The 26,049-nt window shown below is 60.2% G+C and carries 22 protein-coding genes; 18 read left to right on the top strand and 4 right to left on the bottom strand.

All coding sequences use genetic code 11. The features are described from left to right. The first annotated feature begins 33 nt into the window (after positions 1-33). From gspD to BLP65_RS09375, 7 genes are all read left to right on the top strand, one after another. Entirely contained in the window at positions 34-2,049 is a 2,016-nt protein-coding gene (gene gspD, locus BLP65_RS09405) for a type II secretion system secretin GspD (protein ID WP_217631958.1), read from the top strand. Further along, a complete protein-coding gene (gene gspE / locus BLP65_RS09400) occupies positions 2,036-3,565 on the top strand; it encodes a type II secretion system ATPase GspE (RefSeq protein ID WP_092995910.1) in 1,530 nt (509 codons plus the stop codon). The genes gspD and gspE overlap by 14 nt, the downstream gene beginning before the upstream one ends. A gap of 206 nt (positions 3,566-3,771) precedes the next feature. Continuing rightward, entirely contained in the window at positions 3,772-4,983 is a 1,212-nt protein-coding gene (gene gspF / locus BLP65_RS09395) for a type II secretion system inner membrane protein GspF (protein WP_092995907.1), read from the top strand. A 157-nt stretch (positions 4,984-5,140) separates the two neighbouring features. Continuing rightward, entirely contained in the window at positions 5,141-5,593 is a 453-nt protein-coding gene (gene gspG, locus BLP65_RS09390; protein WP_217631957.1) for a type II secretion system major pseudopilin GspG, read from the top strand. A gap of 7 nt (positions 5,594-5,600) precedes the next feature. After that, positions 5,601-6,170 carry a type II secretion system minor pseudopilin GspH gene (gene gspH, locus BLP65_RS09385; protein ID WP_175452507.1) on the top strand — a complete coding sequence of 190 codons (570 nt, stop codon included), beginning with the start codon at positions 5,601-5,603 and terminating at the stop codon, positions 6,168-6,170. A 226-nt stretch (positions 6,171-6,396) separates the two neighbouring features. Then, positions 6,397-7,317, top strand: a complete 921-nt coding sequence (rdgC, locus tag BLP65_RS09380; RefSeq protein ID WP_092995899.1) for a recombination-associated protein RdgC — start codon at positions 6,397-6,399, stop codon at positions 7,315-7,317. A 113-nt stretch (positions 7,318-7,430) separates the two neighbouring features. Then, positions 7,431-8,630 carry a MiaB/RimO family radical SAM methylthiotransferase gene (locus tag BLP65_RS09375; protein ID WP_092995896.1) on the top strand — a complete coding sequence of 400 codons (1,200 nt, stop codon included), beginning with the start codon at positions 7,431-7,433 and terminating at the stop codon, positions 8,628-8,630. A gap of 135 nt (positions 8,631-8,765) precedes the next feature. Here the strand turns inward: BLP65_RS09375 and BLP65_RS09370 are convergent, their stop codons facing one another. Continuing rightward, entirely contained in the window at positions 8,766-9,764 is a 999-nt protein-coding gene (locus tag BLP65_RS09370; protein ID WP_092995893.1) for a zinc-dependent alcohol dehydrogenase family protein, read from the bottom strand. 241 nt (positions 9,765-10,005) lie between these two features. Between BLP65_RS09370 and BLP65_RS09365 the strand changes: the two genes are divergently transcribed. The 6 genes from BLP65_RS09365 (at position 10,006) to BLP65_RS09340 (ending at position 14,893) form a co-directional block, all read left to right on the top strand. Next, entirely contained in the window at positions 10,006-10,488 is a 483-nt protein-coding gene (locus tag BLP65_RS09365; protein WP_092995890.1) for a CYTH domain-containing protein, read from the top strand. Further along, the gene (locus tag BLP65_RS09360) at positions 10,478-10,975 is read left to right on the top strand and encodes a L,D-transpeptidase (RefSeq protein WP_092995887.1); all 498 of its coding nucleotides are present in this window, start codon (positions 10,478-10,480) and stop codon (positions 10,973-10,975) included. Before BLP65_RS09365 ends, BLP65_RS09360 begins: the two co-directional genes overlap by 11 nt. A 226-nt stretch (positions 10,976-11,201) precedes the next feature. Continuing rightward, on the top strand, positions 11,202-12,248 hold the full coding sequence (gene nagZ, locus BLP65_RS09355; protein ID WP_092995884.1) for a beta-N-acetylhexosaminidase: 1,047 nt from the start codon (positions 11,202-11,204) through the stop codon (positions 12,246-12,248). A gap of 130 nt (positions 12,249-12,378) precedes the next feature. Beyond that, positions 12,379-13,515, top strand: a complete 1,137-nt coding sequence (locus BLP65_RS09350) for a mechanosensitive ion channel family protein (protein WP_092995881.1) — start codon at positions 12,379-12,381, stop codon at positions 13,513-13,515. 82 nt (positions 13,516-13,597) lie between these two features. Then, complete coding sequence (locus BLP65_RS09345; protein ID WP_092995878.1) at positions 13,598-14,152, top strand: hypoxanthine-guanine phosphoribosyltransferase; 555 nt, start codon at positions 13,598-13,600, stop codon at positions 14,150-14,152. After that, positions 14,153-14,893, top strand: a complete 741-nt coding sequence (locus BLP65_RS09340; RefSeq protein WP_092995875.1) for an S-methyl-5'-thioinosine phosphorylase — start codon at positions 14,153-14,155, stop codon at positions 14,891-14,893. A gap of 25 nt (positions 14,894-14,918) precedes the next feature. On the opposite strand, the gene BLP65_RS09335 is transcribed toward BLP65_RS09340, so the two are convergent. Together BLP65_RS09335 and mfd are read right to left on the bottom strand one after the other, a co-directional pair. Beyond that, entirely contained in the window at positions 14,919-15,713 is a 795-nt protein-coding gene (locus BLP65_RS09335) for a CsiV family protein (RefSeq protein WP_092995873.1), read from the bottom strand. A gap of 475 nt (positions 15,714-16,188) precedes the next feature. Beyond that, on the bottom strand, positions 16,189-19,647 hold the full coding sequence (gene mfd / locus BLP65_RS09330) for a transcription-repair coupling factor (protein WP_092996314.1): 3,459 nt from the start codon (positions 19,645-19,647) through the stop codon (positions 16,189-16,191). 386 nt (positions 19,648-20,033) lie between these two features. Here mfd and BLP65_RS09325 point away from each other — a divergent pair, with 386 nt between their 5' ends. Further along, entirely contained in the window at positions 20,034-21,308 is a 1,275-nt protein-coding gene (locus BLP65_RS09325) for an NAD(P)/FAD-dependent oxidoreductase (RefSeq protein ID WP_092996311.1), read from the top strand. 201 nt (positions 21,309-21,509) lie between these two features. On the opposite strand, the gene nadB is transcribed toward BLP65_RS09325, so the two are convergent. Then, the gene (nadB, locus tag BLP65_RS09320; protein ID WP_092995870.1) at positions 21,510-23,120 is read right to left on the bottom strand and encodes an L-aspartate oxidase; all 1,611 of its coding nucleotides are present in this window, start codon (positions 23,118-23,120) and stop codon (positions 21,510-21,512) included. Positions 23,121-23,447: 327 nt separating this feature from the next. On the opposite strand from nadB, the gene rpoE reads away from it, so the two are divergent. Genes rpoE through BLP65_RS09300 form a run of 4 tightly spaced genes read left to right on the top strand, consistent with a single transcriptional unit; the run spans position 23,448 to position 26,035 of the window. Next, positions 23,448-24,026: an RNA polymerase sigma factor RpoE gene (rpoE, locus tag BLP65_RS09315; RefSeq protein WP_092995867.1), complete on the top strand. Its 579-nt coding sequence runs from the start codon at positions 23,448-23,450 to the stop codon at positions 24,024-24,026. Between the two features lie 43 nt (positions 24,027-24,069). Next, positions 24,070-24,585 (top strand): sigma-E factor negative regulatory protein, encoded by a 516-nt coding sequence (locus BLP65_RS09310; RefSeq protein ID WP_092995864.1) that lies wholly within the window; start codon positions 24,070-24,072, stop codon positions 24,583-24,585. A 5-nt stretch (positions 24,586-24,590) separates the two neighbouring features. Then, positions 24,591-25,556, top strand: coding sequence for a MucB/RseB C-terminal domain-containing protein (locus BLP65_RS09305; protein ID WP_092995861.1), 966 nt, complete (start codon positions 24,591-24,593; stop codon positions 25,554-25,556). Further along, the gene (locus BLP65_RS09300; RefSeq protein WP_092995858.1) at positions 25,553-26,035 is read left to right on the top strand and encodes a SoxR reducing system RseC family protein; all 483 of its coding nucleotides are present in this window, start codon (positions 25,553-25,555) and stop codon (positions 26,033-26,035) included. The genes BLP65_RS09305 and BLP65_RS09300 overlap by 4 nt, the downstream gene beginning before the upstream one ends. The last annotated feature ends 14 nt before the right edge of the window (positions 26,036-26,049 follow it).

Below are 26,049 nucleotides of genomic sequence, written 5' to 3'. Positions count from 1 at the left end.
GGCTGAATGGATAACCGAAAAGAAGAAAACAGAATGCGATTATCGAATAATGTTGCCGCGGCGTCGGGGCGCCACAGGGCTTTCCAGGGTTTCTGGGGCCTGATCGCGGTTTTGATGTTGATCGTCGCCCTGCCTGTGCGGGGTGAACAGCTCACGCTTAATCTCAAGGAAGCGGACATCGGTTCGGTCATCGAAACGGTGTCGAAGATGACCGGAAGGAATTTCATCGTCGACCCCCGGGTGAAGGGGAAAATCACTGTAATTTCCTCCGAGCCTATGAGTGCCGACGAGATTTATGAGGTCTTCCTCTCAATTCTCAACGTGCATGGCTTTGCGGCAGTGCCCTCTGACGGTGTTATCAAGATCGTGCCCGAGGCGAACGCCAAACAGGATTCCATACCCACGGTGACACCCGGGCAGCCCGGGATGGGCGATCAGTACGTGACCCGGGTCATTAAGGTGGAGAATGTCGCAGCCGCCCAGCTGGTGCCTATTTTGCGGCCGCTTCTGCCGCAGCAGGGGCATCTCGCGGCAATGCCCTCGGCCAATGTGCTCGTCGCCTCGGCCGGAGCGGCCAACCTCCAGCGTCTGGTGGAGATCATCAAGCGGGTGGACCGCTCCAGCGATGGCGAACTGGAGATGGTTCGTCTGGAGCATGCATCAGCAAGTGAAGTGGCACGGGTGCTGACTTCACTGCAGCAAGGGGCGGACAAACAGGCCGGTGGCGCGACGAGCTTCGTGGCGGATGAACGGACCAACAGCATCATCATCTCCGGCGCCGCCAACCGGTTGCAGTTGCGGGCAATTATCAGCCACCTGGATACGCCTATGGATGCCGGTGGAAATACGGAGGTGATCTACCTGCGTTATGCCAATGCAGCGGAGGTGACGACCGTTCTGGAAGGTATTAGTGCCACTCTGGGTCCAGCCGGTGGAGAGGCCCAGAACGCCGGGGAACAGGAGGTCACCATCCGCGCCCACGAACAGACCAACGCCGTCGTGATTAATGCGACACCCGATGTGATGCGTTCACTGAAATCGGTCATTGCCCGCCTGGATATTCGGCGGGCGCAGGTTTACGTGGAAGCGGTCATCGCCGAGATCCGTACGGATGATCAGAAACGGCTCGGCATTCAGTGGGCCTACGACGGTTCGCCGGATAACGGCCCGGTGGGACTCGTCAATTTCCCCAGCGCGGGGAATGCCTCCCTGAGCAGTGTCGCCGGGACCGCGGCTGCCGGGGGCGTTCCCAGCCCCCCGGGGTTGCTGGCAGCTGTAGGGGATACGGCCTCGGACGGCTCGCGCGGGGGCGCTTTGCTGCATGCGATCACCTCCAATACCAACGCCAACATCCTCTCCACGCCGACGCTCGTCACCCTCGACAACGAGGAGGCCGAGATCGTGGTGGGTCAGAATGTTCCCTTCGTGACCGGCTCCTATACTTCGACCGGCGGTGATTCAACCGATCCGTTCCAGACCATCGAACGCGAGGATGTGGGCCTGACACTGAGCGTGAAGCCGCAGATCAACGAAGGTAACGCGGTGAGGCTGGAGTTGTCCCAGGAGGTCTCCAGCGTCTCCACCGCTACGGGTGCGACGGATCTGATCACCGACAAGCGCTCGTTGAAAACCACCGTCATGGTCGATGACGGTCAGGTGGTGGTCCTCGGAGGGCTGGTGGATGAACAGTTGGATGTCGGCAAGGACAAGGTGCCGGGGCTCGGGGATATTCCCGGGCTCGGATGGCTATTCAAGTATGAATCCACCACAAAGGTCAAACGTAATCTGATGATTTTCCTGCGCCCGGTTATCCTACGGACCGAAGAGCAGAACGCGGCCATTGCCAATGCCAAGTACACCTTTATTCGGGACAGGCAACAGGATGTTCGCGAGGCAGGTCTTTCGCTGATGGCGGACGAGGCTTCCCCGCTGCTGCCCGAGTATGAAGATTTCATGGAACTCCCGCCGCCCTTTGAAGTCTGGAAAGAGGGCCCTCGTTCTGAATTGCGGCCCCCCGATGAGAATTTGAAGATCGATGGCAACACCTGAACAGGTCATGCAGGAGCTCCAGGAGCCGGAACCGGAAGAGCACGGTTCCGGGCGGCTTCCGTTCGCCTTTGCCAAGCGGTTCGGGGTGGTCGTGGCCGATGAGGACGAAGCCGGGCTGAAAGTGCTCTACCGGCCCGGGCTTGACCTGCAGGCGATGGCCGAGGTGCGGCGTTTCCTTGGTCGGCCCCTGAGCTGGGAAAAGGTACCGGCAGAAGCGTTCGAGTCGCTGCTCCAGCGGACCTATGAGAATGGTCCCCATGGCGCCATGCAGGCCATGGGTGAACTCGGTGATGAACTTGACCTGGAGCATCTGGCACAGAGCCTTCCGGAACCGGAAGACCTGATGGAGAGTGAGGATGATGCCCCGATTATCCGCCTCATCAACGCCCTGCTCACAGAAGCCATTCGCGAAGGTGCTTCGGACATCCACATCGAGCCTTTTGAACAGCATCTGGCGGTGCGCTTCCGGGTCGATGGCGTGCTGCGCGAGGTGCTGCGGCCCCAGCGCAAGATGGCGCCCCTGCTGGTCTCGCGCATCAAGGTCATGGCCAAGCTGGACATTGCGGAGAAACGCCTCCCCCAGGATGGCCGCATCTCCCTGCGTGTCGCCGGTCGACCGGTCGATGTCCGCGTATCGACACTGCCGTCCGGCCATGGCGAGCGCGTGGTCTTGCGCCTGCTCGACAAGCAGGCGGGGCGCCTGGATCTGACCCACTTGGGTATGGATCCGGAAGTGATGAAGGAAATTGACCACATCATCCATCAACCTCACGGCATTCTGCTGGTGACAGGGCCGACCGGTTCGGGCAAGACCACCACCCTCTATGCGGCACTCACTCGGCTCAATGACAAGAGCCGTAATATCATGACAGTCGAGGACCCCATCGAGTATTACCTCGAGGGGATTGGTCAGACCCAGGTCAACAGCAAGGTCGACATGACCTTCGCACGCGGTCTGCGAGCCATTCTCCGGCAGGACCCCGACGTGGTGATGGTGGGTGAAATTCGCGACCTGGATACCGTCCAGATTGCGGTGCAGGCCTCCCTGACCGGGCATCTGGTGCTTTCCACCTTGCACACGAATACGGCCGTGGGCGCCGTGACTCGATTGCGGGACATGGGCGTGGAGCCGTTTCTGCTCTCTTCCAGTCTGCTCGGGGTACTTTCCCAGCGGCTGGTGCGCACGCTCTGTCCCCACTGCAAACGCCCCTATCAGGCCGATGCCGCCGAGGCCCGGCTGCTGGGATTCAACGAGGACGAGTCACCCACCCTCTATTCGCCCGTCGGCTGTTCGGAGTGCAACGAGACAGGCTATCGGGGTCGGACCGGCATCTATGAACTGGTGATTCTCGACGACAGCATGCGTTCCATGGTTCACGATGGGGCGAGCGAGCAGGAGCTGGAGTCCAGCGCCCGCCGACATACGCCAGCCATACGCGACGACGGCATGCGTCGGGTCCTCGCCGGCGATACCGCCCTCGAAGAGGTGCTGCGGGTGACTCATGATAGTGGCTAGTGGCGAGTGGCGAGTGGCGAGTGGCTAGTGGATAGGTTTAGGGGCGGAGTGGGTGTGCAGAGTGTGGAGTTCAATATTGGATATACGAGAGAAAACCTCTTGTTTATTGGGTGTCTTTTTTTATGCCGGGGATTCGGGAACGAGCCGGGCGTACCAGTACGGCGAACTTCCTCGCCACTCGCCACTAGCCACTCGCCACTGATCTAATGGGTGCCTACGAATATACCGCTCTGGATGCGGGCGGCCGCCAGCGCAAGGGTGTACTGGAGGGCGATACGGCCCGTCAGGTGCGCCAGGCGCTACGCGAGCAGGGGATGATCCCGCTGAATCTGGACGAGGTGGTTCGGCAGGAGGGCAAGAAACGTGGGCCGGTTCTGCGTGGTGGCGTCAGCGCCACGGATCTCGCCGTGGTTACCCGCCAACTCGCTACCCTGGTACGCTCGGGCCTTCCGCTCGAGGAGGCATTGACCACGGTCGGAGAGCAGACCGAAAAGCCGCGCTTGAAGAGCCTCATGATGGGGGTTCGTTCGCGGGTCCTGGAGGGACGCTCGCTGGCTGATGGGCTGGCCGATTTTCCCTCCGTTTTTCCGGAACTCTATCGCGCGACGGTGGCTGCCGGTGAACAGTCGGGGCATCTGGACGTGGTGCTGGAACGGTTGGCCGATTACACCGAAAAACGTCAGCAGATGCGCCAGAAGATGACGCTGGCGCTGCTCTACCCGACGCTGCTGACGTTCGTGGCGCTGGCGGTGGTAGGTCTTTTATTGACCTACGTCGTGCCACAGGTGGTGCAGGTGTTCGAAAACGTCGGACGTGAACTTCCCTGGCTCACCACGGCCCTGATCGCCGTCAGCGACTTTCTGATCGACAACGGCGTGCTGCTGCTTGTGGCGGGAGGCATGATCGGCTTCGCCTTCTGGCGCCTGCTGAAACGACCCGGGTTCCGTTACCGCGTTCATCAAATGCTGTTGCGAGCCCCTTTGTCCCACCGGCTGGTGCGGGGCTTGAACACCGGTCGTTTTGCGCGCACCTTCAGTATCCTGGCTGCCAGCGGCGTTCCGGTACTCGAGGGGATGCGTATCTCTGCGCAGGTGCTGTCGAATATCCCCATGCGCGCGGCAGTGGACAAGGCCTCGGAGCGGGTTCGCGAGGGCAGTAGTATCAGCCGGGCGCTGGAAAGCAGCGGGCTGTTTCCGCCCCTGACCCTGCACCTGATCGCCAGTGGCGAGAGCAGCGGCCGTCTCGAGGAGATGCTCGAGCGGGCAGCGGATAATCAGGAGCGGGAGATTGAAACGCTCGTCGCCGTCCTGATGGGGGTGTTCGAGCCGGTCCTGCTGCTGGCGATGGGCGGCGTGGTACTGATCATCGTGCTGGCGATTCTGGTCCCGATCCTGGAGTTGAACCAGCTGGTAATGTAGCTATTGAGCGAACCACTGAGCTCCACCGAGAGCGGGATCACAGAGCACCCGGAGACATCCTCTGTATAAAGGTACTCAGTGCCCTCTGTGGTTACAAGCCTTTGTTCTTTGCGCCCTTTGCGGTTAATCAATGTTTCGGTTAGAGAAAGGAAAGAATATGAAGATTGAACAGCGTCGATTGGGTCGAGCGATCCAGCGCGGTTTCACGCTCATCGAGGTGATGGTCGTTGTGGTGATTCTCGGCATCCTCGCTGCCATTGTCGTGCCCAAGGTGATGGATCGTCCGGATGCCGCGCGAATCACCAAGGCCAAACAGGATATTCGGGCTCTGGAGAGCGCCCTGAACCTCTATAAGCTGGACAACTTCCGTTATCCGAGTACCGATCAGGGACTCGATGCTCTGGTCAGCAAACCCGGCGGCTCTCCGGAACCGCGTAATTGGAAAAATGGCGGCTACATGGATCGCCTTCCCAAGGACCCTTGGGGCAACGATTACCGCTATCTCAGCCCGGGGCGCAATGGTGATATCGACATCTACACCCTGGGTGCCGACGAGCGCGAGGGTGGTGAAGGTGTGGATGCCGACGTCGGGAACTGGAACCTCGATTAGAACCACCATGACCCGTCCGGCTCCAGGCCGTCTTTCCGGAAACCGGGGTTTCACCCTGCTGGAACTGATGGTGGTGATGGTCATCATCGGGGTCATCATCGGTTTTGCCGCACTTTCAATCGGTGATGGCGGCCGATCGGAACGCATCGAGACCGAGGCACGCAGGCTGGCCGCCCTGATGCAGTTGACGGGCGATGAGGCCATCCTCAACGGAAGCCAGTTGGGGCTGCTCCTCACACCGGAAGGGTACCGTTTCCTGACACTCGGCCAAGAGGAGTGGGAACCGGTGGAGGGGGATCAACTGTTGCGCGCCCGTAAATTGCCGGATGGCGTGGCAATGGAGTTGCGCGTGGACGGCATGCCGGTGGGGGTGGAAGAGGACCCGAAAAAGCCCGAACCCCACCTGGTCTTCCTCTCCAGCGGCGATCGGACGCCCTTCGAAATGGAACTCGGCCCCGCCGACTCGTTCGGAGAGCTGGACGAGGAGGGAACCCGTCACCACCTGGAAGCGGGCCCCTTTGGCCCCATTACCCTCACCGGTCCGGGTATCAGACCGGCCGACTTCGAAGACGAATAGACTGCGAAAAACCACTGAGAACACCGAGGACCGAAGGGGGTAACCACGGGGTACCCGGGGATCACGGGGTAAAACAGGTGGTTCGTTTTTTTCTCCCCCATGCACCCCGTGTTCCCCGTGGTTCAAACCGGGGGCCTGTTCAGCAGGGGGCCACGGCTCGCAATGGCGGGCATAGAACCCCTGATGCGAATCGTGGATAATGAGCCTCCTTTTTCCGGAGGCCGTCATGTGGTTTAAGAATCTGCGTCTCTATCGTCTTAATGCGCCGTTTACCCTTTCGCCGGAGGACCTTGCCGAGCGACTGCAGGATGACGCTTTCCGCTCCTGCGGAAGCCTCGAAACCTCCACATTGGGTTGGGTGCCGCCACTGGGCCGGCGGAGTGAAAATCTCGCTCACGGGGCCGCCGGTGCGGTGCTGATCTGTGTCCGCAAGGAGGAGCGAATTCTGCCCAATTCCGTGGTGACGGAAGAGGTGGCCGAAAAGGCGGCCGAGATCGAGGAGGCCGAGGGTCGTCCGGTGCGGCGCAAGGAGAGGCAGTCCCTGAAAGAGGAGGTGGTCCAAAGCCTGCTTCCCAGGGCCTTTACCCGCTCCAGCTACGTCTTTGCCTATCTCGTACCCAAAGAGAACTGGCTGGTGGTGGATGCCGCCAGCGCCAAGAAGGCCGAAGAGGTGGTCTCACTGCTGCGGAAATCGGTGGGCTCGCTGCCGGCAGTGCCTCCGCGGGTGCAGTCCTCGCCATCGGTAGTGATGACTTCGTGGGTGTCCGGCGAGCCGGTGCCGACCGGGGTGGAGTTGGGCGATCAATGCGAGCTCAAGGAGCCGGGCGAGCAGGGCGGGGTGGTCCGGGTCAAGGGCCTCAATCTCCTCTCGGAAGAGGTGGGCGCCCACCTGGAGACCGGGAAACAGGTCACCAAGCTTGCCCTGCAATTCGAGGATCGCATCAGTTGCGTGCTGGATGAGGAGCTGGCGGTCAAGCGCCTTGCCTTTGAGGACACGGTTCTGGAAGCCCTCAACGACGCCAATGCCCCCGATGAAGCCGCCGCGTTCGATGCCCAGTTCGCCTTGATGACTCTCGAACTCGGCCGTTTCCTGCCCCAGGTCCTCGAGTGGTTCGGCGGCGAAGAGGCGGGAGTTTCCGCGGCTTAGTTTTTTGCGTTGACCACAGAGGGCACAGAGAACACTGGGGATATAGCCTGATGAGGGACGGAGCCCTGGAACAAGTAAGCTCCGTGCCCTCCGTGGCTTGCCTTTGAACTGTCATGAAATTCTATATCCGTACCCTTGGTTGCAAGATGAATGCCCTCGACTCGGCGCGGGTGGCGGCGGCCTTGCAGGCGGCCGGTCACGAGTTGGTCGGCGAGGCCGAGGCGGAGTGTGTGTTCGTCAATACCTGCACGGTGACCGCCGAGGCGGATCGCAAGTCCCGCAAGGAGGTCAATGCCGCCGGCCGGATGGTGGAGCAGGTCGCCGTCATGGGGTGTGGCCCCCGGGTGGACACCGGCCGGTGGCGGCAGCACTCGCCGGAGACGATGGTTTTTACCGATGAAACCGTCCTCTATGAGCGGTTTGGTGTGCAACTGGATGAGCTGCCGTTTCCCCTCGGTTCCCGGACCCGGCTGCCGGTGGCGATCCAGACCGGCTGCGATAATCTCTGCAGCTTCTGCATTACCCGGGTTGCCCGCGGGCCTCATGCCAATGTCCCTGCCGAACAGGTCATCCGCCAGGTTCGTGAGGCGGAGGAGGCGGGTATTCGCGAGATCGTGCTTACCGGCATCAATCTGGCGGCCTGGGGGGCGGAGGACTCCAACCGCGCCGAGCAGGCCCGGCTGCATCTGCTTATCGAACGGATCCTCAGCGAGACCGAAATGCCGCGTATCCGGCTCTCCTCGCTGGGACCGCAGTATCTCCACGAGGGGTTTTTTGATCTGTTTTCCGATCCCCGTCTGTGTGCCTATCTGCACCTTTCACTTCAGAGTGGTTCCGACTCGGTGCTGGAGCGCATGGTGCGAGGCCATGGCACGGAAGAGGTACGGCGCATTGCCGAGCAGGCGCGGAGGGTGCGGCCTGACGTGGCGCTTGCCGCCGATGTGATCGCCGGCTTTCCGGAGGAATCTGACACCGAACACCGGGAGACCCTGGCGTTTATAAAGCAGATCGGCTTTGCCAAACTCCACGTGTTCCCCTATTCGGTCCGCGAGGGCACACCAGCGGCGGAGATGGCGCAGGTAAAAGGCGATATTCGCCGGGAACGAGCCGCGGAGATCCGCGAGCTGGGCAGGCAACTACGCCGCGATTTCATTGCGAGCCAGATGGGACAGCATTTCGATGTCCTGGTTGAGCGTGGAAAGAGCGGATTGACCGACAACTATATCCGCCTGCGGGTCCCGGATGAGGCCGGATCCGAAGGGACCATCCGGGAAATGACGCTGACCGAAGAGACTCTGGCGGAGCGGCTATAGAATCGAACCAGGAGAGCCGTAGCCCCTGCTGTCCAGGCCCGGATCAGAAAAACTGGTAACCACGGGGGACACGGGGACCACGGGGTAAAACAGGTTGTCCGATCTTTTTCTCCCCCGTGCGCCCCTTGCCCATGGTTAATCCACCGTCAGTACCACTTTGCCGATCATGCCGCCCGCTTCGATGAGACGGTGGGCCTCCGGAGCCTGCTCCAGAGGTAGCTTGTGCGATACGTGCACGGCAAGTTCCCCCCGGTCGAACAGCTGTGCGCACTGTTCGAGGATCCAGCCCTGGTGCCGGAGGGCGTCTTTCCATCCCATATACATGGGCGAGAGCATCAGCTCCAGACTGATTTGCAGGTTATGCAGTCTCGCCTGTTTCCAGTCGGTATCCGGCCCCGGTTGAAGCAGGGTAACGACCTTGCCATAGGGGCGGACGGCACCGAAGGTTTGTTCGAAGATCGCCCCGCCCACGGTGTCCAGGGCCACATCGACGCCCTCTCCGTCACTCCAGTCGAGCACCGCCCGGGCGAAATCCTGCTCCTTGTAGAGAACGGTTTCGTCGGCTCCCATCTGCCTGGCGAACTCCGCCTTCTCGGCACTGCCGACGGTGGTGATCACCCGGCAGCCGGCGGCCTTGGCGAGTTGAATGGCCATATGGCCGACCCCTCCCGCACCGGCATGAATCAGGATATCCTGGCCGGCGATGATCTGGGCACGATCATGGAGGGATTCCCAGGCCGTGATCAGCACCAGCGGGGTGGCAGCGGCCTGCATGAAGTCGAGGGAGGCGGGTTTGGCCGCAGCTACATGCTCGTTCATGACCGTATATTCGGCGTATGTCCCCGGCGCGGCGCCGATGCCGCCGTTGCAGAAATAGACCTCGTCCCCGAGCCGAAAGCGGGTGACTTCGCTCCCCGCGGCCTCCACCACACCGGCGCCGTCACAACCGAGGATGGCCGGCATCTTCTCCGGGTAGAAGGTGCCGCGCCCCCGCAATTTGGTATCGATGGGATTCACCCCGATGGCCTTCACCCGTACGAGAATGTCGTGTTCCCCAAGAGGCCCGGGTTTCGATACATCGGCCGGTTGCAGCACGTCAGGACTACCGGGTTCCGCCATGAGCATCGCTCGCATGCTTTTCCTCCGTCGCTTGATCGTTGGTATGTTTTACCAGGCCACGAAATCGCTTACGCGATCGTTTGGTTCAAGTGTAAACCTCTCTAGTTGTATCGAACCATTTGCACCGCAGAGGCGCCGAGTCGCTGCTGCGAAGCCCCTCTCGGTGAGGTATCGATTCGTCGGGTTCCCGGGGGTGCGTAGCGTAGACCGCACGCGTAGGATCGTACTATCGAAGTCTGAAGCGGGAAAAGGGGACATGGGGACCGAAATAGAACGTAAATTCCGGGTTCGGGATGACAGTTGGCGCAAACAGGCCGATGCGGGCACCCGCTTTCGACAGGGCTACCTCGTGGGCTCGGAAATGGCCTCCGTACGTGTTCGCATCGAGGGTGAGAAGGCCAATCTCAATATCAAAAGCGCTACGCTGGGGGTTACCCGCAGTGAGTACGAGTATGCGATACCGCGGGATGAAGCAGAGGAGTTGCTTGAGAAGCTTTGCGAAAAACCGCTGATTGAGAAGACCCGATACCGTCTTACGTTCGCCGGCGTGCTCTGGGAGGTGGATGTCTTTGCGGGGGATAACGAGGGACTGGTCGTGGCCGAGGTGGAACTGGCGTCCGAAGATGCGACGTTCGAGGTGCCACCCTGGGCCGGCGAAGAGGTCTCGCATGACAAGCGTTATTACAATGTCTGCCTGGTAAAACACCCTTATAAGGATTGGACCGACCGTGACCAATAGTCAGATCGAGGTCAGCATCGGCAAGCAGCGCCTGCGCCTGCTTGAGGAGAGCCGCATCGCGATGGAGGTGAAGGTTTCCACGGCGAAAAACGGCCCGGGCGAACGCAACGGCAGCGAATGTACCCCCCGGGGGCGGCATATCGTTCGCGCCAAGGTGGGGGCCGGATGTCCCGAGAACACGGTATTCCGTGCGCGCCGACCCACCGGGGAGATCTACTCCCCGGAACTGCGCCGCCGATTCCCCGAACGCGACTGGATCCTGACACGGATCCTGTGGCTCTCCGGGACCGAGCCGGGCCGGAATCGTCTCGGCGATGTCGATACCATGCGCCGCTATGTCTATATCCACGGCTGCCCGGATGACGACCCTATGGGGATCCCCTCGTCTCATGGCTGCGTGAAGATGCGCAACCGTGAACTGGTCGAGCTGTTTGAGCGCGTGGCGGTTGGCACCCCGGTCATCATCCGGGAGTGGTTAGACCACTGAGACCACCGAGTAGTGCGGAAAACCACGGGGTACACGGGGAGCACGGGGTTTTTGGAACAAGTGACTGCTCGTGTACAAATCTCCTGTAGTTTTGGTGGAAAACGCTCGTTCGGGTTGCGGCAATCTCTTTGTCAATGGCTTAGAACCATTTCGCACCCGATGACACGCCCTCGGGTGCGAAATGTAGGTTAGAATCGGCCCGATTCACTTTATGAAGGGAAATACGATGTCTCTGGGTCCCGTTATGGTCGACGTGAAGGGCACGGCACTCGAGCCCGATGAGCGCGAGATGCTGCGCCATCCCGCAGTCGGCGGCGTTATCCTGTTCAGCCGTAACTATCACGACGTCGATCAGCTTCGGGACCTGGTCGCCGAGATCCATGCAGTGCGGGAGCCACAACTGCTGGTCGCGGTGGATCACGAAGGTGGACGGGTTCAGCGCTTTCGCTCCGGCTTCACCAGACTCCCCAAGGCTCGGCGGCTGGGGGAGATTCATGCGCGTGATCCCTCCCGTGCCCGTCGCCTGTCGCAGACGGCAGGCTGGGTGATGGCGCGTGAGTTGCGCGCCGTCGGCATCGATTTCAGTTTCGCGCCGGTGCTCGATCTGGAACGGGGGATCAGCGGTGTTATCGGGGATCGCGCCTTTCACAGCGACCCGGAAATCGTGGCTGAACTGGCTGGCGCCTACATCCTGGGAATGCGGGAGGCGGGCATGGCGGCTACCGCCAAGCACTTTCCGGGGCATGGCGCCGTTATCGAGGATTCTCATGAGGCGATACCCGTCGATGAGCGGCGTTTTGCCGACATCTTTGCCGAGGATGTGCTGCCGTTCGAGCGCCTTATCCGCCAGGGGCTGGCAGCCGTAATGCCTGCCCATGTCATTTATTCCCGGGTGGTGCCGGAACCGGCGGGATTTTCACCCTTCTGGCTTCAGGAGGTCTTGCGGAAGCGGCTGGGGTTCCAGGGGGTAGTCTTCAGTGACGATCTCGATATGGAAGGCGCCAGTGTGGCGGGAAACTATCCGGAACGTGCCAAAGCAGCTCTGGCAGCAGGATGCGATATGGCGATTATCTGTAATAATCCCCCGGCTGCGTCCCGGATTATCGAGACGCTCGGGGAGGATGCCAATCCGGTTCTCCACGCCCGTCTGGCCCGGATGCACGGGTTGCACCCGGTGAATCTGAGTGAACTCCATCGCGACCCGCACTGGCGGCGTGCCTCCGAGGCACTGCATGCGCTGGAGGACGATCCGAGTCTGGAACTGGGGATCTGACCAGGGTAAACCTATCTTCACATTTTTGGTGCCGGCGAGCTAAATCCTTGATAGCACGTAACGGCGAACGCAAAACACCATTCCAGGCAGTTGTGTTGCGTTTTTTGTGGTGAATAATCCGAGCTAACTGATGGAAGTCGAACAACTATTGAGCGAGCTGCAACAGGACAACATTACGCTGTTTTTGGCGGGCCAGGTATTTCTGGTGGTGTTTATCGCACTGATAGCGGACCTTGTGCAAAAGCGGCTGATCGAGCGTGTTCGCCCGCGCGTCGAGCGGACGCCCTCGCTCTGGGACGATGCTCTGTTGTTCGCGGTTCGGCCGCCACTGACGGCCCTTATCTGGCTGGCGGGAATCAGCTTTGCGGCCGACATCGTCGGCCAACATACCGGTGCGGCGATCTTCGAAGCGGTGGCGCCGCTGCGGGCGGTAGGAATGATATCGGTCATCACCTGGGCACTGATTCGTTTCATTCAGGGAGTGGAGGCGAATATCCTGCGCTGGAAGGGCGACGAATACGACCCGACTACGGTTGAAGCCGTCGGCAAGCTGCTGCGTATTTCTGTGGTCATTACCGGGGTGCTCATGGCACTGCAGACCCTGGGCTTTTCCATCTCGGGGGTACTGGCGTTCGGTGGCGTCGGCGGGATTGCCGTCGGTTTCGCTGCCAAGGATATGCTCGCCAATTTCTTTGGCGGCCTGATGCTCTATCTGGATCGGCCGTTTGCGATCGGCGACTGGGTCCGTTCTCCGGATCGGAATATCGAGGGCACCGTCGAGACGATCGGCTGGCGCCTGACGGTGATCCGGACCTTCGACAAGCGCCCACTGTATGTACCCAATTCGACGTTTTCCAATATCGCCGTGGAAAACCCTTCGCGCATGCACAACCGCCGTATCTTCGAGACCGTCGGCATTCGCTATGATGATGCCGGCAAGATGGCGGATATCGTGGCGGATGTCAGGCGTATGCTCGAAGAGCATCCGGAGATCGACACCGGGCAGACGCTCATCGTCAACTTCAATGGTTTCGCTCCATCCTCTCTGGACTTCTTCGTTTACACCTTCACCAAGACGACCCAATGGACGAAGTACCATGAGGTAAAACAGGACGTACTCCTCAAAATCGTCACCATCATCGAATCCCATGGCGCCCAGATCGCCTTCCCGACTTCCACCGTCCATGTGCCGGAAGGGCTGGCATTTCGTGGCGAGGAGGGGGCTCAGGCGAAAGTGGGTGGGCGTTCGACTCTGGAGCGGGTATGAGGGGGGCATTGGTCTTTGAATGCGGCGCGGCATATACTCGCCGTTTTCGTGTTGATTCACTGACAGAGATTCATCGCTGCCCATGCCCGTAACTCCAGCAGAAGCGGAACGCGTATACCGTGAAGCCGATTGCCTCTACACTCTCGAGCAAGTGGAAGCCGCCGTGGATCGCATGGCGGGCGAAATCACCGAGCGGCTGCACGACCGCAATCCACTGATCCTCTGTGTACTGACCGGTGCGCTGATACCGACCGGTAATCTGTTGCCGCGGCTCGACTTCCCCCTGCACATCGACTATGTCCATGCCACCCGCTACCAGGGCAATACCAGCGGAGCAGAGCTGGACTGGATCGTACGTCCGGCCACGCCCCTGTCGGGACGTGTCGTGCTGGTGGTCGATGATATTCTTGATGAGGGGATTACCCTGGCGGCCATAATCGACGAATGTCGGCGGGCGGGCGCGGCTGAGGTCTATAGTGCTGTGCTGGTCGAGAAACGGCATGAGCGGAAGAATGGACTGAAGGCCGACTACATTGGGCTCGAAGTGGAAGACCGCTATGTTTTCGGTTATGGCATGGATTACAAGAGTTACTTGCGAAATGCTCCGGGAATTTTCGCAGTGAAGCGGGAGGCTTAAGTGGCAAAACTGGCGATTATCGGTGGTACCGGTCTGACATCCCTGAAAGGACTGGAGATCGTCAAGCGCGAGGTCAGTCATACCCCCTATGGCGAACCATCGGGACCTCTGGTGCATGGGGAGCTGGCAGGCAACGAGGTGATGTTTTTGCCGCGTCACGGCTCGGGTCACACCATCCCGCCCCACAAAATCAACTATCGGGCCAACCTTTGGGCCCTTAGGGAGAACGGGGCCGAAAAGGTGATTGCGGTAAACGCCATCGGGGGGATCCGTGCCGATTTGACGCCTGGCCGGCTGGCCTTTCCGGATCAGATCATCGACTACACCTGGTCGCGGGTGAACACCTATTTCGAAGAGGGGCTCACGCACGTAACCCATATCGATTTCACAGAGCCGTACTGTAGCGAACTGCGGCAGCTCCTGCTGGAGGTGGCCGAGGATGTCGGAATCGATGCGGCAGGCGAAGGAACTTACGGTGCCACTCAGGGCCCGCGTCTGGAGACCCGTGCGGAAATCGACCGGCTGGAGCGGGATGGCTGCGACATGGTGGGCATGACCGGAATGCCCGAAGCTGCGCTGGCCCGCGAACTGGATCTTTGCTACGCCTCGATTGCGGTGGTTGCCAATGTGGCCGCAGGCCGGGGAGAGGGCGAAATCACCATGGCCGCAATCGAGCAGCATTTGATGAGCGGCATGGAGAGTGTCCGCCGCCTGCTGGAGACGGCGGTGCCGCGCTGTTGACGCCAGCGCGTTGTTTCAAGTCCCATCAAGGGGCCTCATACGGTGTAATCAGCGCGATGACCCCCAAAACCGGGTGGTCGACATAATGCAACTCTCTGCTGCGCATCCGGCGGGAGTCGTTTACCACAAACTCCAGGTAGCGGGGTCCTCTCGCGAAAGGCTCCGTATCGGGCGCAAGTGATTGTTCTCGGCTTCTCACTTCATCCGACCGCCCCCGTGTGCTGAGATTGATGATGGCCGGATCCTGCGTCGACGGCTCTCCGAACATGCCACCCGGCATGGCACTATCGGCTTCGATGCGGTAGACCAGATCGGTGTTCAAGTGCAGGTAGCGCGACAGGACAACCGTCACTGTCCCATCCAGACGGGGTAAGTCGGCCTGCTGACTCAGTGCCCCGCGTGCTGCTGTGGATGGGGTTCGTTCACCGGTCAAAAGCTGGCCATTGGCATCCAGCGTGATGCGTACCGGCAGGGCTTCGTTTTTGTTCAGTCCGGGTTGGCGCCAGCCGATATGAACCAGTGGTTCAAATTGCGATGAGTCCTGCAGTCGGCGGTAGGCACCGGCCAGTTGTAGCTCGTCGGGCGTGAGGATCTGAAACGCTTCGATTTCTTGCGCCCCTATTGGTTCCCCCGGCAAGCGGGCCTCTTCGGTCTCCGGCAATCGGGGTGCTTCAGGCCAGGCCTCGGCATCCAGGAAGCGATCCTCACCCGGGGTGAAGATGATCAGCTCAACATCGTACCAACGCACCTCCTCACGATCAGCCGCGGCAACCGGGGCGGCGATCAGGGTGGCGAGCAAAATGAACAGGATTCCACGCATTATTCGACTCGTTTTCGGGGGAAGGTCGGTAGTTTAGCATTCCATCCTCCGGTTTCACCTGTTGGAACCGGCAGGGGCGATAACTCCGTCACGCAATAGGCTGCGGGGTGTTGTCCCTCCGGGCAAGAGAATACCTCTGGTGTACTGTTGCATGCTTGGCGATACTTTCAGAGCCCGCCAAAAACGTCAGGACAAGGCGCAGCACGCAGGCAATGGTTATTCCCTTGTCAAGCGCTGCACGAATCCGCCGGGAGCGGATTCGGACAGCCGAAGGCTGGCCCGAAGGGCGGACTCCAGGGATGGAGTCCGCAACGCCGTCATGGCGTTTTTGGGGGGGCTCCCTTCGGGCGAACCGCTGGCCGGCCATCTGCAGCGTTGCGTTTCTTGGAAAGGGCGCGCCATTCCCTTCAAAACGCGCCTTGCATCTGGCCGGCCAGCGACTCGCTGAAAGCACCGCCAAGCATGCAACAGTACACTATGCAGAGAGGTGCTTGAGTAGCCGTTCGAGCTGTTCGACTCGGTCCTCGACGTCGGGCATCGAACGCATGATTCGCAGCCGTTCGCCACCCTCGAAGCGATACGTGTCGGGCTCGTTTTGCACGAGTGTGATGATCCGCATCGGGTCCACATTCGGCTCCGCGGCGAAGATCAACCGTCCGCCGGCTTCGCCGAATTCGATCTTGATGATACCGAGCGGGCTTGCCTTAAGTTTCAGCTCTGTAATTCGGAACAAAGTCTTTGTCGGTTCCGGCAGCAGGCCGAAGCGGTCGATCATCTCGACCTGAAGCTCCCGGAGTTCATCACTGTCCGCCGCACTGGCAATGCGCTTGTAGAGCATCAGGCGACTGTGCACATCGGGCAGGTAGTCATCCGGAATGAGAGCCGGGGTGCCGAGCTCGATCTCGGTACCCTGGTGCAGCGACTTGTCGAGATCCGGTTCCTTGCCCTCCTTCAGGGCCTTCACCGCCCGTTCCAGCAGTTCCGAGTAGAGCGTGAATCCGATTTCCTGCATCTGACCGCTCTGCTCGTCACCCAACAGTTCGCCGGCGCCGCGGATCTCCAGGTCATGGGTAGCAAGCGTAAATCCGGTACCCAGCTCCTCGATGGACTCCACCGCCTCCAGTCGTTTCGCCGCATCCGGCGTAATGGCCTGTCGTGAGGGAATGAACAGGTAGGCATAGGCGCGGTGGTGAGAGCGACCGACCCGACCGCGCAATTGGTAGAGCTGTGCCACTCCGAAGCGATCGGCGCGGTTGATGATGATGGTATTGGCCGTCGGTATGTCGATCCCGGTCTCGATGATGGTGGTACACACCAGGATGTTGAAACGCTGGTGGTAGAAATCCGACATGACCCGTTCGAGTTCCCGCTCCCGCATCTGGCCGTGAGCCACCTCGACCGTGGCCTCCGGCACCAGTTCCTGTAGTTCGCGAGCCATGCGACCGATGCTGTCGACGTCGTTATGAAGGAAATAGACCTGACCGCCGCGGCGGATCTCGCGTAGACAGGCTTCCTTGATGAGGCCGGTGTTCCAGTCATTAACGAAGGTCTTGACGGCCAGTCGCCGGGCGGGCGGGCTGGCAATGACGGAGAGCTCGCGCATGCCGCCGAGGGCCAGGTTGAGGGTGCGAGGAATCGGAGTCGCAGTCAGCGTCAGTACGTCGACTTCCGAGCGCAGGGCCTTGAACTTGTCCTTCTGACGCACGCCGAACCGGTGCTCCTCATCGATGATAACCAGCCCCAGGTCCTTGTAGCGGATCGTCGGCTGAAGGAGCTTGTGGGTGCCGATTACAATATCGATCCGGCCCTTTTCGAGGCCGACTATCGCCTGGTCCTGCTCCTTTTTGGAGCGAAAGCGCGACAGGGTTTCAATCTGGACCGGCCAGTCGGCGAAGCGATCGCGAAAGTTCTGGAAATGCTGCTCGGCCAGTAGCGTGGTCGGCACCAGGACGGCCACCTGCTTGCCTCCCATGACGGCAGTGAAGGCGGCTCGCATCGCCACCTCCGTCTTGCCGAAGCCGACATCGCCGCAGATGAGGCGATCCATCGGTTGTGGGGAGACCATGTCCGCGATGACTGCATCGATTGCATCCTGCTGATCGGGGGTCTCCTCGAACGGAAAACTCGCGGCAAAAGCGCCGTACTGGCTTCGGTCCAGCGGATAGGCGACGCCCTGTCGGGCCGCCCGGCGCGCATAGATATCCAGCAGTTCCGCCGCCACATCGCGAACCTTCTCCGAGGCTCTGCGCCTGGCCTTTTCCCACTGGCCGCTGCCCAGTTTGTGCAGGGGCGCCGTCTCCGGCGACACACCGGTGTAGCGGCTGATCAGGTGAAGGGAGGAGACAGGCACATAAAGCTTGTCGTTGCCGGCGTATTCCAGGGTGAGGAATTCGGCTTCTACGCCCCCGATGTCGAGCGTCTGCAGTCCCGTATAGCGACCCACGCCGTGGTCCTCATGCACGACCGGTGCGCCGACCTGGAGTTCCGCCAGGTGGCGTACCACGGCATCGGCATCGCGGGCCCGGCTCCGGTTACGCCGACGCCGTTGCACCACGTGTTCGCCATAGAGTTGTGGCTCGGCAATGACCGCGATGGCCGGATCGTCCACCACCAGCCCATTTTCCAGCGGTGTGACCAGCATGCCGACTGGCTGGTCGGCCTCCATGAACTCGCGCCAGCTCTCGACTGCTACCGGATGCAGTCCGCAGCCCCGCAGCATTTCCAGCAGGGTTTCACGACGGCCCGGGGATTCGGCACTGAACAGCACCCGCCCCGGGAATCCGTTGACGAACTGCATCAGACGATCGGTCGGATGCTCGGTGCGGATATCAAAGGTGAGACTCGGAGGTGCCTCGGTGGCGTAATTGATACCACGTTCGCCCTCCGTGATCTCGAACGGCTGCAGTCGGGTGCGGGGCAGGCGCTTGAGCTGGCCGAAGGTTTCGGGGACTTCGAGGAATACCCGATTCGGCTCCAGGGGTGGGTAGTCGAGGTTGTAGCGGCTCAGTTCATAGCGGTCCTGCGTCTCCTGCCGGAAACTCTCGATACCCTCATCCACCGCCTTGGTGGTCAGTAGCAGGGCATTGCCGGGGAGATAATCGAAGAGACTTTCCGTGTGCCCGAAAAATAGCGGAAGGTAATACTCGATGCCCGGCGGGGCGATCCCCTGGCTGACATCACGGTAGACCACGCTCTTTTTCGGATCACCTTCAAAAGCGGCCCGATAGGCCTCTCGAAATTGCCGAATCCCCGTTTCGTCCAGGGGAAATTCACGAGCAGACAACAGACGGACCCGGTCGACCTTGTCGATGGAGCGCTGATCCTCCGGATCGTACGTGCGAATGGTCTCGACCTCATCGTCGAACAGCTCAATACGGTAAGGCAGCCGACTCCCCATCGGATAGAGGTCCAGCAGACTCCCCCGGACGGCAAATTCACCATGCTCCATCGCCTGGGAGACGCAGCGATAGCCGCTCTCCTCCAGACGTCTGCGCATCGAGTCGATATTGATGGTGTCACCCACATCCAGGACCAAAGTACGGCTCTGCACGAATTCCCGTGGCGGTAGTCGGTGCATAAGCGTGGAGATGGGTACGATCAGTACGCCTCGATCCAGTTCCGGCAACTGGTGAAGAATCGTCAGCCGTTCGGAGACAATATCCTGGTGAGGCGAAAATTTGTCGTAGGGCAGTGTCTCCCAGTCCGGAAAGGTGAATACCGGCACATCGTCGTCGGGCCCGTTGTAGAAACGCAGCTCGTGTTCGAGGCGTGAAGCGGCACCCATGTCGGAGGTGACCACGAGGACAATGCCGTCGTGCTGGCGCGCAGTGGCAGAGACGACCAACCCCATGGCACTGCCATAGAGACGGCCCCAGCGGGTCTGTTCGCCGGGCCGTCGGGCCGGCTCGGGGGCAAGAGGTGATACGTAGGGCATGTACATTAACGGGTTTGAGGGGCGGCCGGCGAAGAGGTTCGATCCTGACAGGCTGCCAGAAAGACGCTTATTGTAGCAGGCCGTGGATGGGAATAAATCAGTGCGGCACCAGCGTGCGGAGCAAATGCCTGCTCATTCTGATCCGATGCTGGCGAACAAGGTAAGTTCTTGATATCGGCTAAGCTGTAGACACATCTCCGTGGGCCTGATGGCCCGATTCTTCGACACTGCTCCCGCGCATTGTCGTCGCTAGCGGTTGAGTGGCAATAAGGTTTTCGAATTGCTACATTCGATATTTGGGGTTTTGCCTTATCGGCTCGATAAGAAATCAGTGATACACCACTGCCGTGGCCGAACCCGGAAGCTTTTTGGAGGAGTCCCTGAATATGGCACACATCGTCATCCTCGGCGCCAGCACTGGTGGTCTTCCCGCAGCCTATGACGCGCGCGATACCCTCGGTAGGGAGCACGATATCACCGTCGTCAACCTCTCGGATCACTTCAGTTTTGTGCCTTCCAATCCCTGGGTTGGGGTCGGTTGGCGTACCCGTGAGGACATTTCGTTTCCGCTCGAGCCCTATCTGTCGAAAAAGGGCATCAAGTTCATCGCGCAAAAGTGCACCGAAATCAAACCTGACGAAAACCGGCTGGTGCTGACCGACGGTGAGACGGTTCAGTATGACTACCTGGTTATCGCGACGGGTCCGAAACTGGCCTTCGACGAGGTTGAGGGGGCAGGCCCGGAGGGTGGATACACACAGTCCATCTGTACCGTGGACCACGCCGAAAAAGCGTATGAAAAGTGGAAGGCATTCATCAACGAGCCCGGCCCCATCGTGGTCGGTGCCGTGCAGGGAGCATCCTGCTTCGGTCCCGCTTATGAATACGCCTTCATCATGGATACCGAGCTGCGCCGGCGCAGGATACGGGACCGGGTGCCGATGACGTTCGTCACGTCCGAGCCCTATATCGGGCACCTGGGCCTCGGTGGGGTCGGTGACTCCAAGGGGATGCTCGAATCGGAATTGCGTAATGTCCACATCAAGTGGATCTGCAACGCCAAGGTCACCAGGGTCGAAGAGGGCATGATGTATGTTGCCGAACATGACCAGGATGGTGCAGTAGTCAAGGAGCATGAGCTGCCTTTCAACTATTCCATGCTGCTGCCGGCCTTCAAGGGCGTTGATGCCGTGGCAGCAGTTGGCGAAGACCTGGTTAATCCGCGCGGTTTGGTCAAGGTCAACGACTACCAGCAAAATCCAAAGTGGAAGAACATCTACGCGGTGGGGGTGTGCATCGCGATTCCGCCGGTGGAGGTAACCCCGGTAGCGACCGGTACGCCCAAGACCGGTTACATGATCGAGTCGATGGTCACAGCCACCGTGAAAAATATCCAGAATGAACTGGCCGGCAAGGAGCCCGACCAAAAGGCGACCTGGAACGCCATCTGCCTGGCGGATCTGGGGGAAACCGGCGTCGCTTTTGTGGCCATGCCGCAGATCCCGCCGCGAAACGTCTCCTGGATGAAGAAGGGCAAGTGGGTCCACATGGCAAAGGTGGCGTTCGAGAAGTACTTCATCAGCAGGATGAAGAAGGGCTCCAGCGATCCGCTGTTCGAGAAGTACATCCTGAAAGCTCTGGGTATCCAGAAGCTGAAGTAGTGTGCTTTGGCCGTGCAGTCCCGAAGGAGTGGACCGGGGACAGGATGAAATGATTGCGGCGGGGAAAAACCGTGCGCCCGAAAATGATGGGCGCACGCCAAAAATACCCACGGATGGAGGAGAGATTCGCCCCGTTTGAACGGGGCGTTTCCCACCACGCGAAATTCTACTGTGAATTGCCGCCGATTGAAATGACTTTAGTTAGTGCCTTCGCGGACGAGGGGGGACAAGGATGGTGTTTTCTGGCGGTTTGCTGTCATCGAGATTCGGGTAATCGAGCGTATAGTGAAGCCCGCGGCTCTCTTTGCGGGCCGTCGCTGAACGGATAATAAGGTCTGCGACCTGCACCAGGTTGCGCAGCTCGAGCAGATCGTTGCTGACCCGGAAATTGCCATAGTACTCGTCGATTTCACTGGAAAGCAGATCGGCTCGGCGCTTGGCGCGCTGCAGTCGTTTGTCGGTGCGCACGATACCGACGTAATCCCACATGAAGCGGCGCAACTCCTCCCAGTTATGAGAAACCACCACCTCTTCGTCGGAGTCGGTGACGCGGCTTTCGTCCCAGGGAGGCAGCGGCTCGGCAAGGTCGGCAGTAGCCAGCACCTCGCGCAGGTCTTCGGCAGCAGAGCGGGCAAATACCAGGCATTCCAACAGGGAGTTGCTGGCCATGCGGTTGGCGCCATGGAGGCCGGTAAACGCTGTCTCGCCGACAGCATAGAGTCCGGGGACATCGGTGCGGCCGCGAATGTCCGTCTTTACGCCACCGCAGGTGTAATGGGCTGCCGGTACCACCGGTATCGCCTCGCGGGTCAGATCAAAACCGAAATCCTTGCAGCGGGCGTACACCGTCGGGAAGTGGTCGATGATGAAGTCCGCAGACTTGTGACTGATATCCAGGTAAACACAACCGGCACCCAGGCGTTTCATTTCATGATCGATGGCCCGCGCCACGATGTCCCTGGGGGCCAGTTCGCCACGCGGATCGAACTCTTCCATGAAGCGGCTACCATCGGGAAGCCGCAGCTTGCCCCCTTCGCCCCGTACCGCCTCGGTGATGAGGAACGATTTGGCTTTGGGGTGATACAGGCAGGTGGGATGGAACTGGTTGAATTCCATATTGACGACCCGACACCCTGCGCGCCAGGCCATAGCGATACCGTCGCCGGTGGAGAGGTCAGGGTTGGAGGTATAAAGGTAGACCTTGCTGGCCCCGCCCGTCGCCAGCACGACCGAGCGGGCGCGGTAGGCCTCGACCCGGTTGCGCTGGCGATTGAGGACATAGGCTCCTAGCACTCGGTCGGACTCCTGGCCCAGTTTCGAGGCGGTGACCAGGTCAATGGCGATGCGGTGCGGGTGGAGGTCGATGTTCGGGTGATTGCGGGCCTTCGCAAGCAGGGTACCTTCGATGGCCTGACCGGTGGCGTCGGCTGCATGGATGATACGGCGCTGACTGTGGCCACCCTCCCGGGTCAGATGATAGCCACCACCACTCTTGGCGGTGAACGGTACGCCGAGATCAATCAGCCACTGGATGGCATTCGGCCCGTTTTCGGCAGTAAATCGAACCACATCCGGGTCGCACAGACCCGCCCCGGCATTCAGGGTGTCCTCTACGTGTGACTCGATGTTGTCGCCTTCCTCGAGGACGGCGGCTACCCCGCCCTGGGCATAGAGCGTGGCCCCCTCATCCTGCCCCCCTTTGGCCAGAACCGTGACACGGGCGAACTCGGCCGCCTGCAGGGCCAAAGTAAGTCCGGCGGCACCGCTGCCGATGATCAGAACGTCGGTATTGTACTGGAGTGACGGTTCCATTGAGGGGAGCTAATTTATTGGTAGCATTGAAAAAAAGTGCGGACACCCCTATATCGTTAGGGACGGCAGCGCTGGTGGTCGATGGCAACCGAGTTGTTCTATCATGTTTGGCGACTATACCGAAAACCCGCGCGGCGAACTATCAGTCCCCGTCCATGCCCGCTGCAGGTACTTGGGGCGCGGCACCTTCGAGCTGCAGGGAAATAGAATGCCATTATCCATAAAATCCCGGGACGGCACCGTTTATCGGCAGGAACTGAACAGCGGCATGGATTGTCCCAACACACATATGCCAGGGAATGGCCTGCACACAATGGGGTTACCCTGATGGGTCGGCAGAGCGTCGATCAGGAATTGGTCGAGAGGGTTCAGCGCGGAGACAAGCAGGCGTTTGATGTGCTGGTGCGCAAGTACCAGTATAAGATCGTCAAGCTCATTTCCCGCTATGTTCGCGATCAGAGCGAAGTTCTCGACGTGGCTCAGGAAACCTTTGTGAAGGCCTACAGGGCGCTCGACAAGTTTCGGGGTGAAAGCGCTTTTTATACCTGGCTCTACCGGATAGCGATCAATACGGCGAAGAACTATCTGGTTGCCCAGGGGCGTCGCCCACCCGATACGGATATTGATGCCAGTGAAGCGGAACAATTCGAAGGTCACTTCAATCTTAAAGAGAGCGATTCGCCGGAAAGACTGGCCCTCAGGGACGAATTGGAGCGTACAGTGTATGAAGCGATCGATGAATTACCTGAAGATCTGCGCTCAGCCATTACCCTGAGGGAAATGGAAGGGTTGAGTTATGAAGAGATCGCTCAGGCCATGTCGTGTCCGATTGGTACTGTTCGGTCACGTATCTTTCGAGCCAGGGAAGCTATTGACAGGAAGTTGCGACCGCTGCTTGAACCGTAATAAAAGCGGTACGGCCTGAGTCTACCGGTTTTGGGGGTTACTGATGCAAGAGAGTGCGAGTGAAAGGATATCGGCGCTTGCCGATGGTGAGTTGGATAAACTCGGGGTACGCCGCGCTCTCGAAGAGCTGCGCGAGCGCGAGCAACTCGAAGCCTGGGAACGCTATCATCTCATCAGCGACACGCTGAGAGGCCATCTTCCATCGCCGTATCCGAGAGGAATGGCTGATCGGGTCAGGAGTCAGATTGCCCGTGAGTCGGCGCTTAATGTCCGTCCTCGCCCGGGTTTTGGCCCCATTGGGAATTACTGGCGACAGGCGACCGGTATGGCCGTCGCCGCGTCGGTGACCGCAGCGGCTATCCTCGGTGTCCAGACACTGAACCGAACGCCCGAAGCAGGCGAGCAGACGCAAGTGGCCCACGCCTCGGCCGGGGCACAGGTCCCACCAGCCCCGCTCGACGCCGGGCTTGACGACTATTGGGTGGAACACAGCGAATTTTCGGCTTCGCCCGGCATGCACGGTATGCTTCCCTACGTTCGTATCGTCAGCCACCGGTAACTGCAATGGCGAAATCCAAAACCTTCATGGCAGTTCTGCTTTTCCTCTTTTTTACTCCCCTTTCGGCCGTGGAATCCCAGGATCCCATCGCCTGGCTGGAGCGCATGTCACGCTCGGCGCAGGAGTTGGACTATGAAGGGGTGTTTGTCTACCGCTCGGGCGACCAGCCGTTACAGACCTTGCGGATTATCCACAGCGGAGAAAAAGGAAAAGAGCGCCTTATCGCGTTGAGCGGCCCGCTGCGGGAGGTGATACGGGAGGGCAATCGGGTGGCGTGTCTGCTCCCCGGGCAATCCTCGCTGTTTATCGATCCGGCCGGAGAGCGGGGTACACTTCCGCTGAGACTGCCCTCACAATTCCAGGCGCTGCAGCGCTTCTACGAAATCACTTTCGATGGCGAGGGACGCGTCGCGAATCTGGGCACTCGCAAGGTGAAAATCCGCCCGAAAGACCAGTTCCGCTACGGCCACAATTATTGGATCGCAGGCGACTCGGGACTGCTGCTGCGCGCCGAACTCCTGGATGAAAGGGAAAGCGTCATTGAGGAGGTGGTCTTTACCTCGGTTAAGGTCCACGAGCGAATCCCGCTGCGGATGCTGGAGTCGGAGACCTCCGCGGTGACGTCGAATTGGCAGGAACTCGATAAAACCGGCGAGCAGGTCGAGAACAGTACCTGGAAGGTGGAGAACGCCCCTCCCGGATTCGAGAAGGTCGTACACCGGCGAAGGTCGGCCGCTCAGGACGCCCCCTCTGCCGAGCATCTGGTACTTACTGACGGACTGGCTTCGGTTTCGATCTTCATCGAGCCGACGGATGAAAATCACAGCCCGGCGAAAATGCGTCAAGGACCATTGAACGCACGAATGGAGATGGTGGATCATCATCGTGTTACCGTGGTTGGCGAAGTGCCCGCGGCAGCGGCAGAACGCATCGCAGACGGAGTGCGCTCGATCCGGAAGGAATCGCAATGATCGAGGAGACCGGGATAGTCGCCGAACTGGAAGGTACCCATGCCTGGGTGGAAACCGAGCGCCGCAGCAGCTGCGGCGGCTGTTCGGTGAAAGGTTGCGGTACCGGTACGTTGGCACAGGTGCTGGGCGCCAGGCGACAGCGGGTTCGGGTGGAAAATACCATCGGCGCGGACGTCGGCGACACCATCATTTTGGGGTTGCAGGAGGATGCGTTGCTGCGCGGCTCGTTGGCTGTCTACATCGTTCCGTTACTGGCCATGATGGCGGCAGCGCTGTTTGGAGAAACCCTGGCACCCCAATGGGGTGCAGATAATACCAACGCCTGGGCTATTACCCTGGGCCTCCTCGGTTTTGGGGGGGGACTGCTCTGGCTGCGGGGCTTCAGTCGTCGTGCCGCCGGTCAGCGTCGTTACCAGGCCGTGGCGGTACGAGTCACCGCGAAAGCGGGCCTGTCCCACGTCAATTTCGTAAAACGATAAATAGTAAATCGGAG

The organism is Thiohalomonas denitrificans (assembly GCF_900102855.1).
Taxonomy (GTDB): Bacteria; Pseudomonadota; Gammaproteobacteria; order Thiohalomonadales; family Thiohalomonadaceae; genus Thiohalomonas; species Thiohalomonas denitrificans.
Note: the sequence above shows the minus strand (reverse complement) of the source record. Positions and strands in the feature narration are given on the sequence as shown.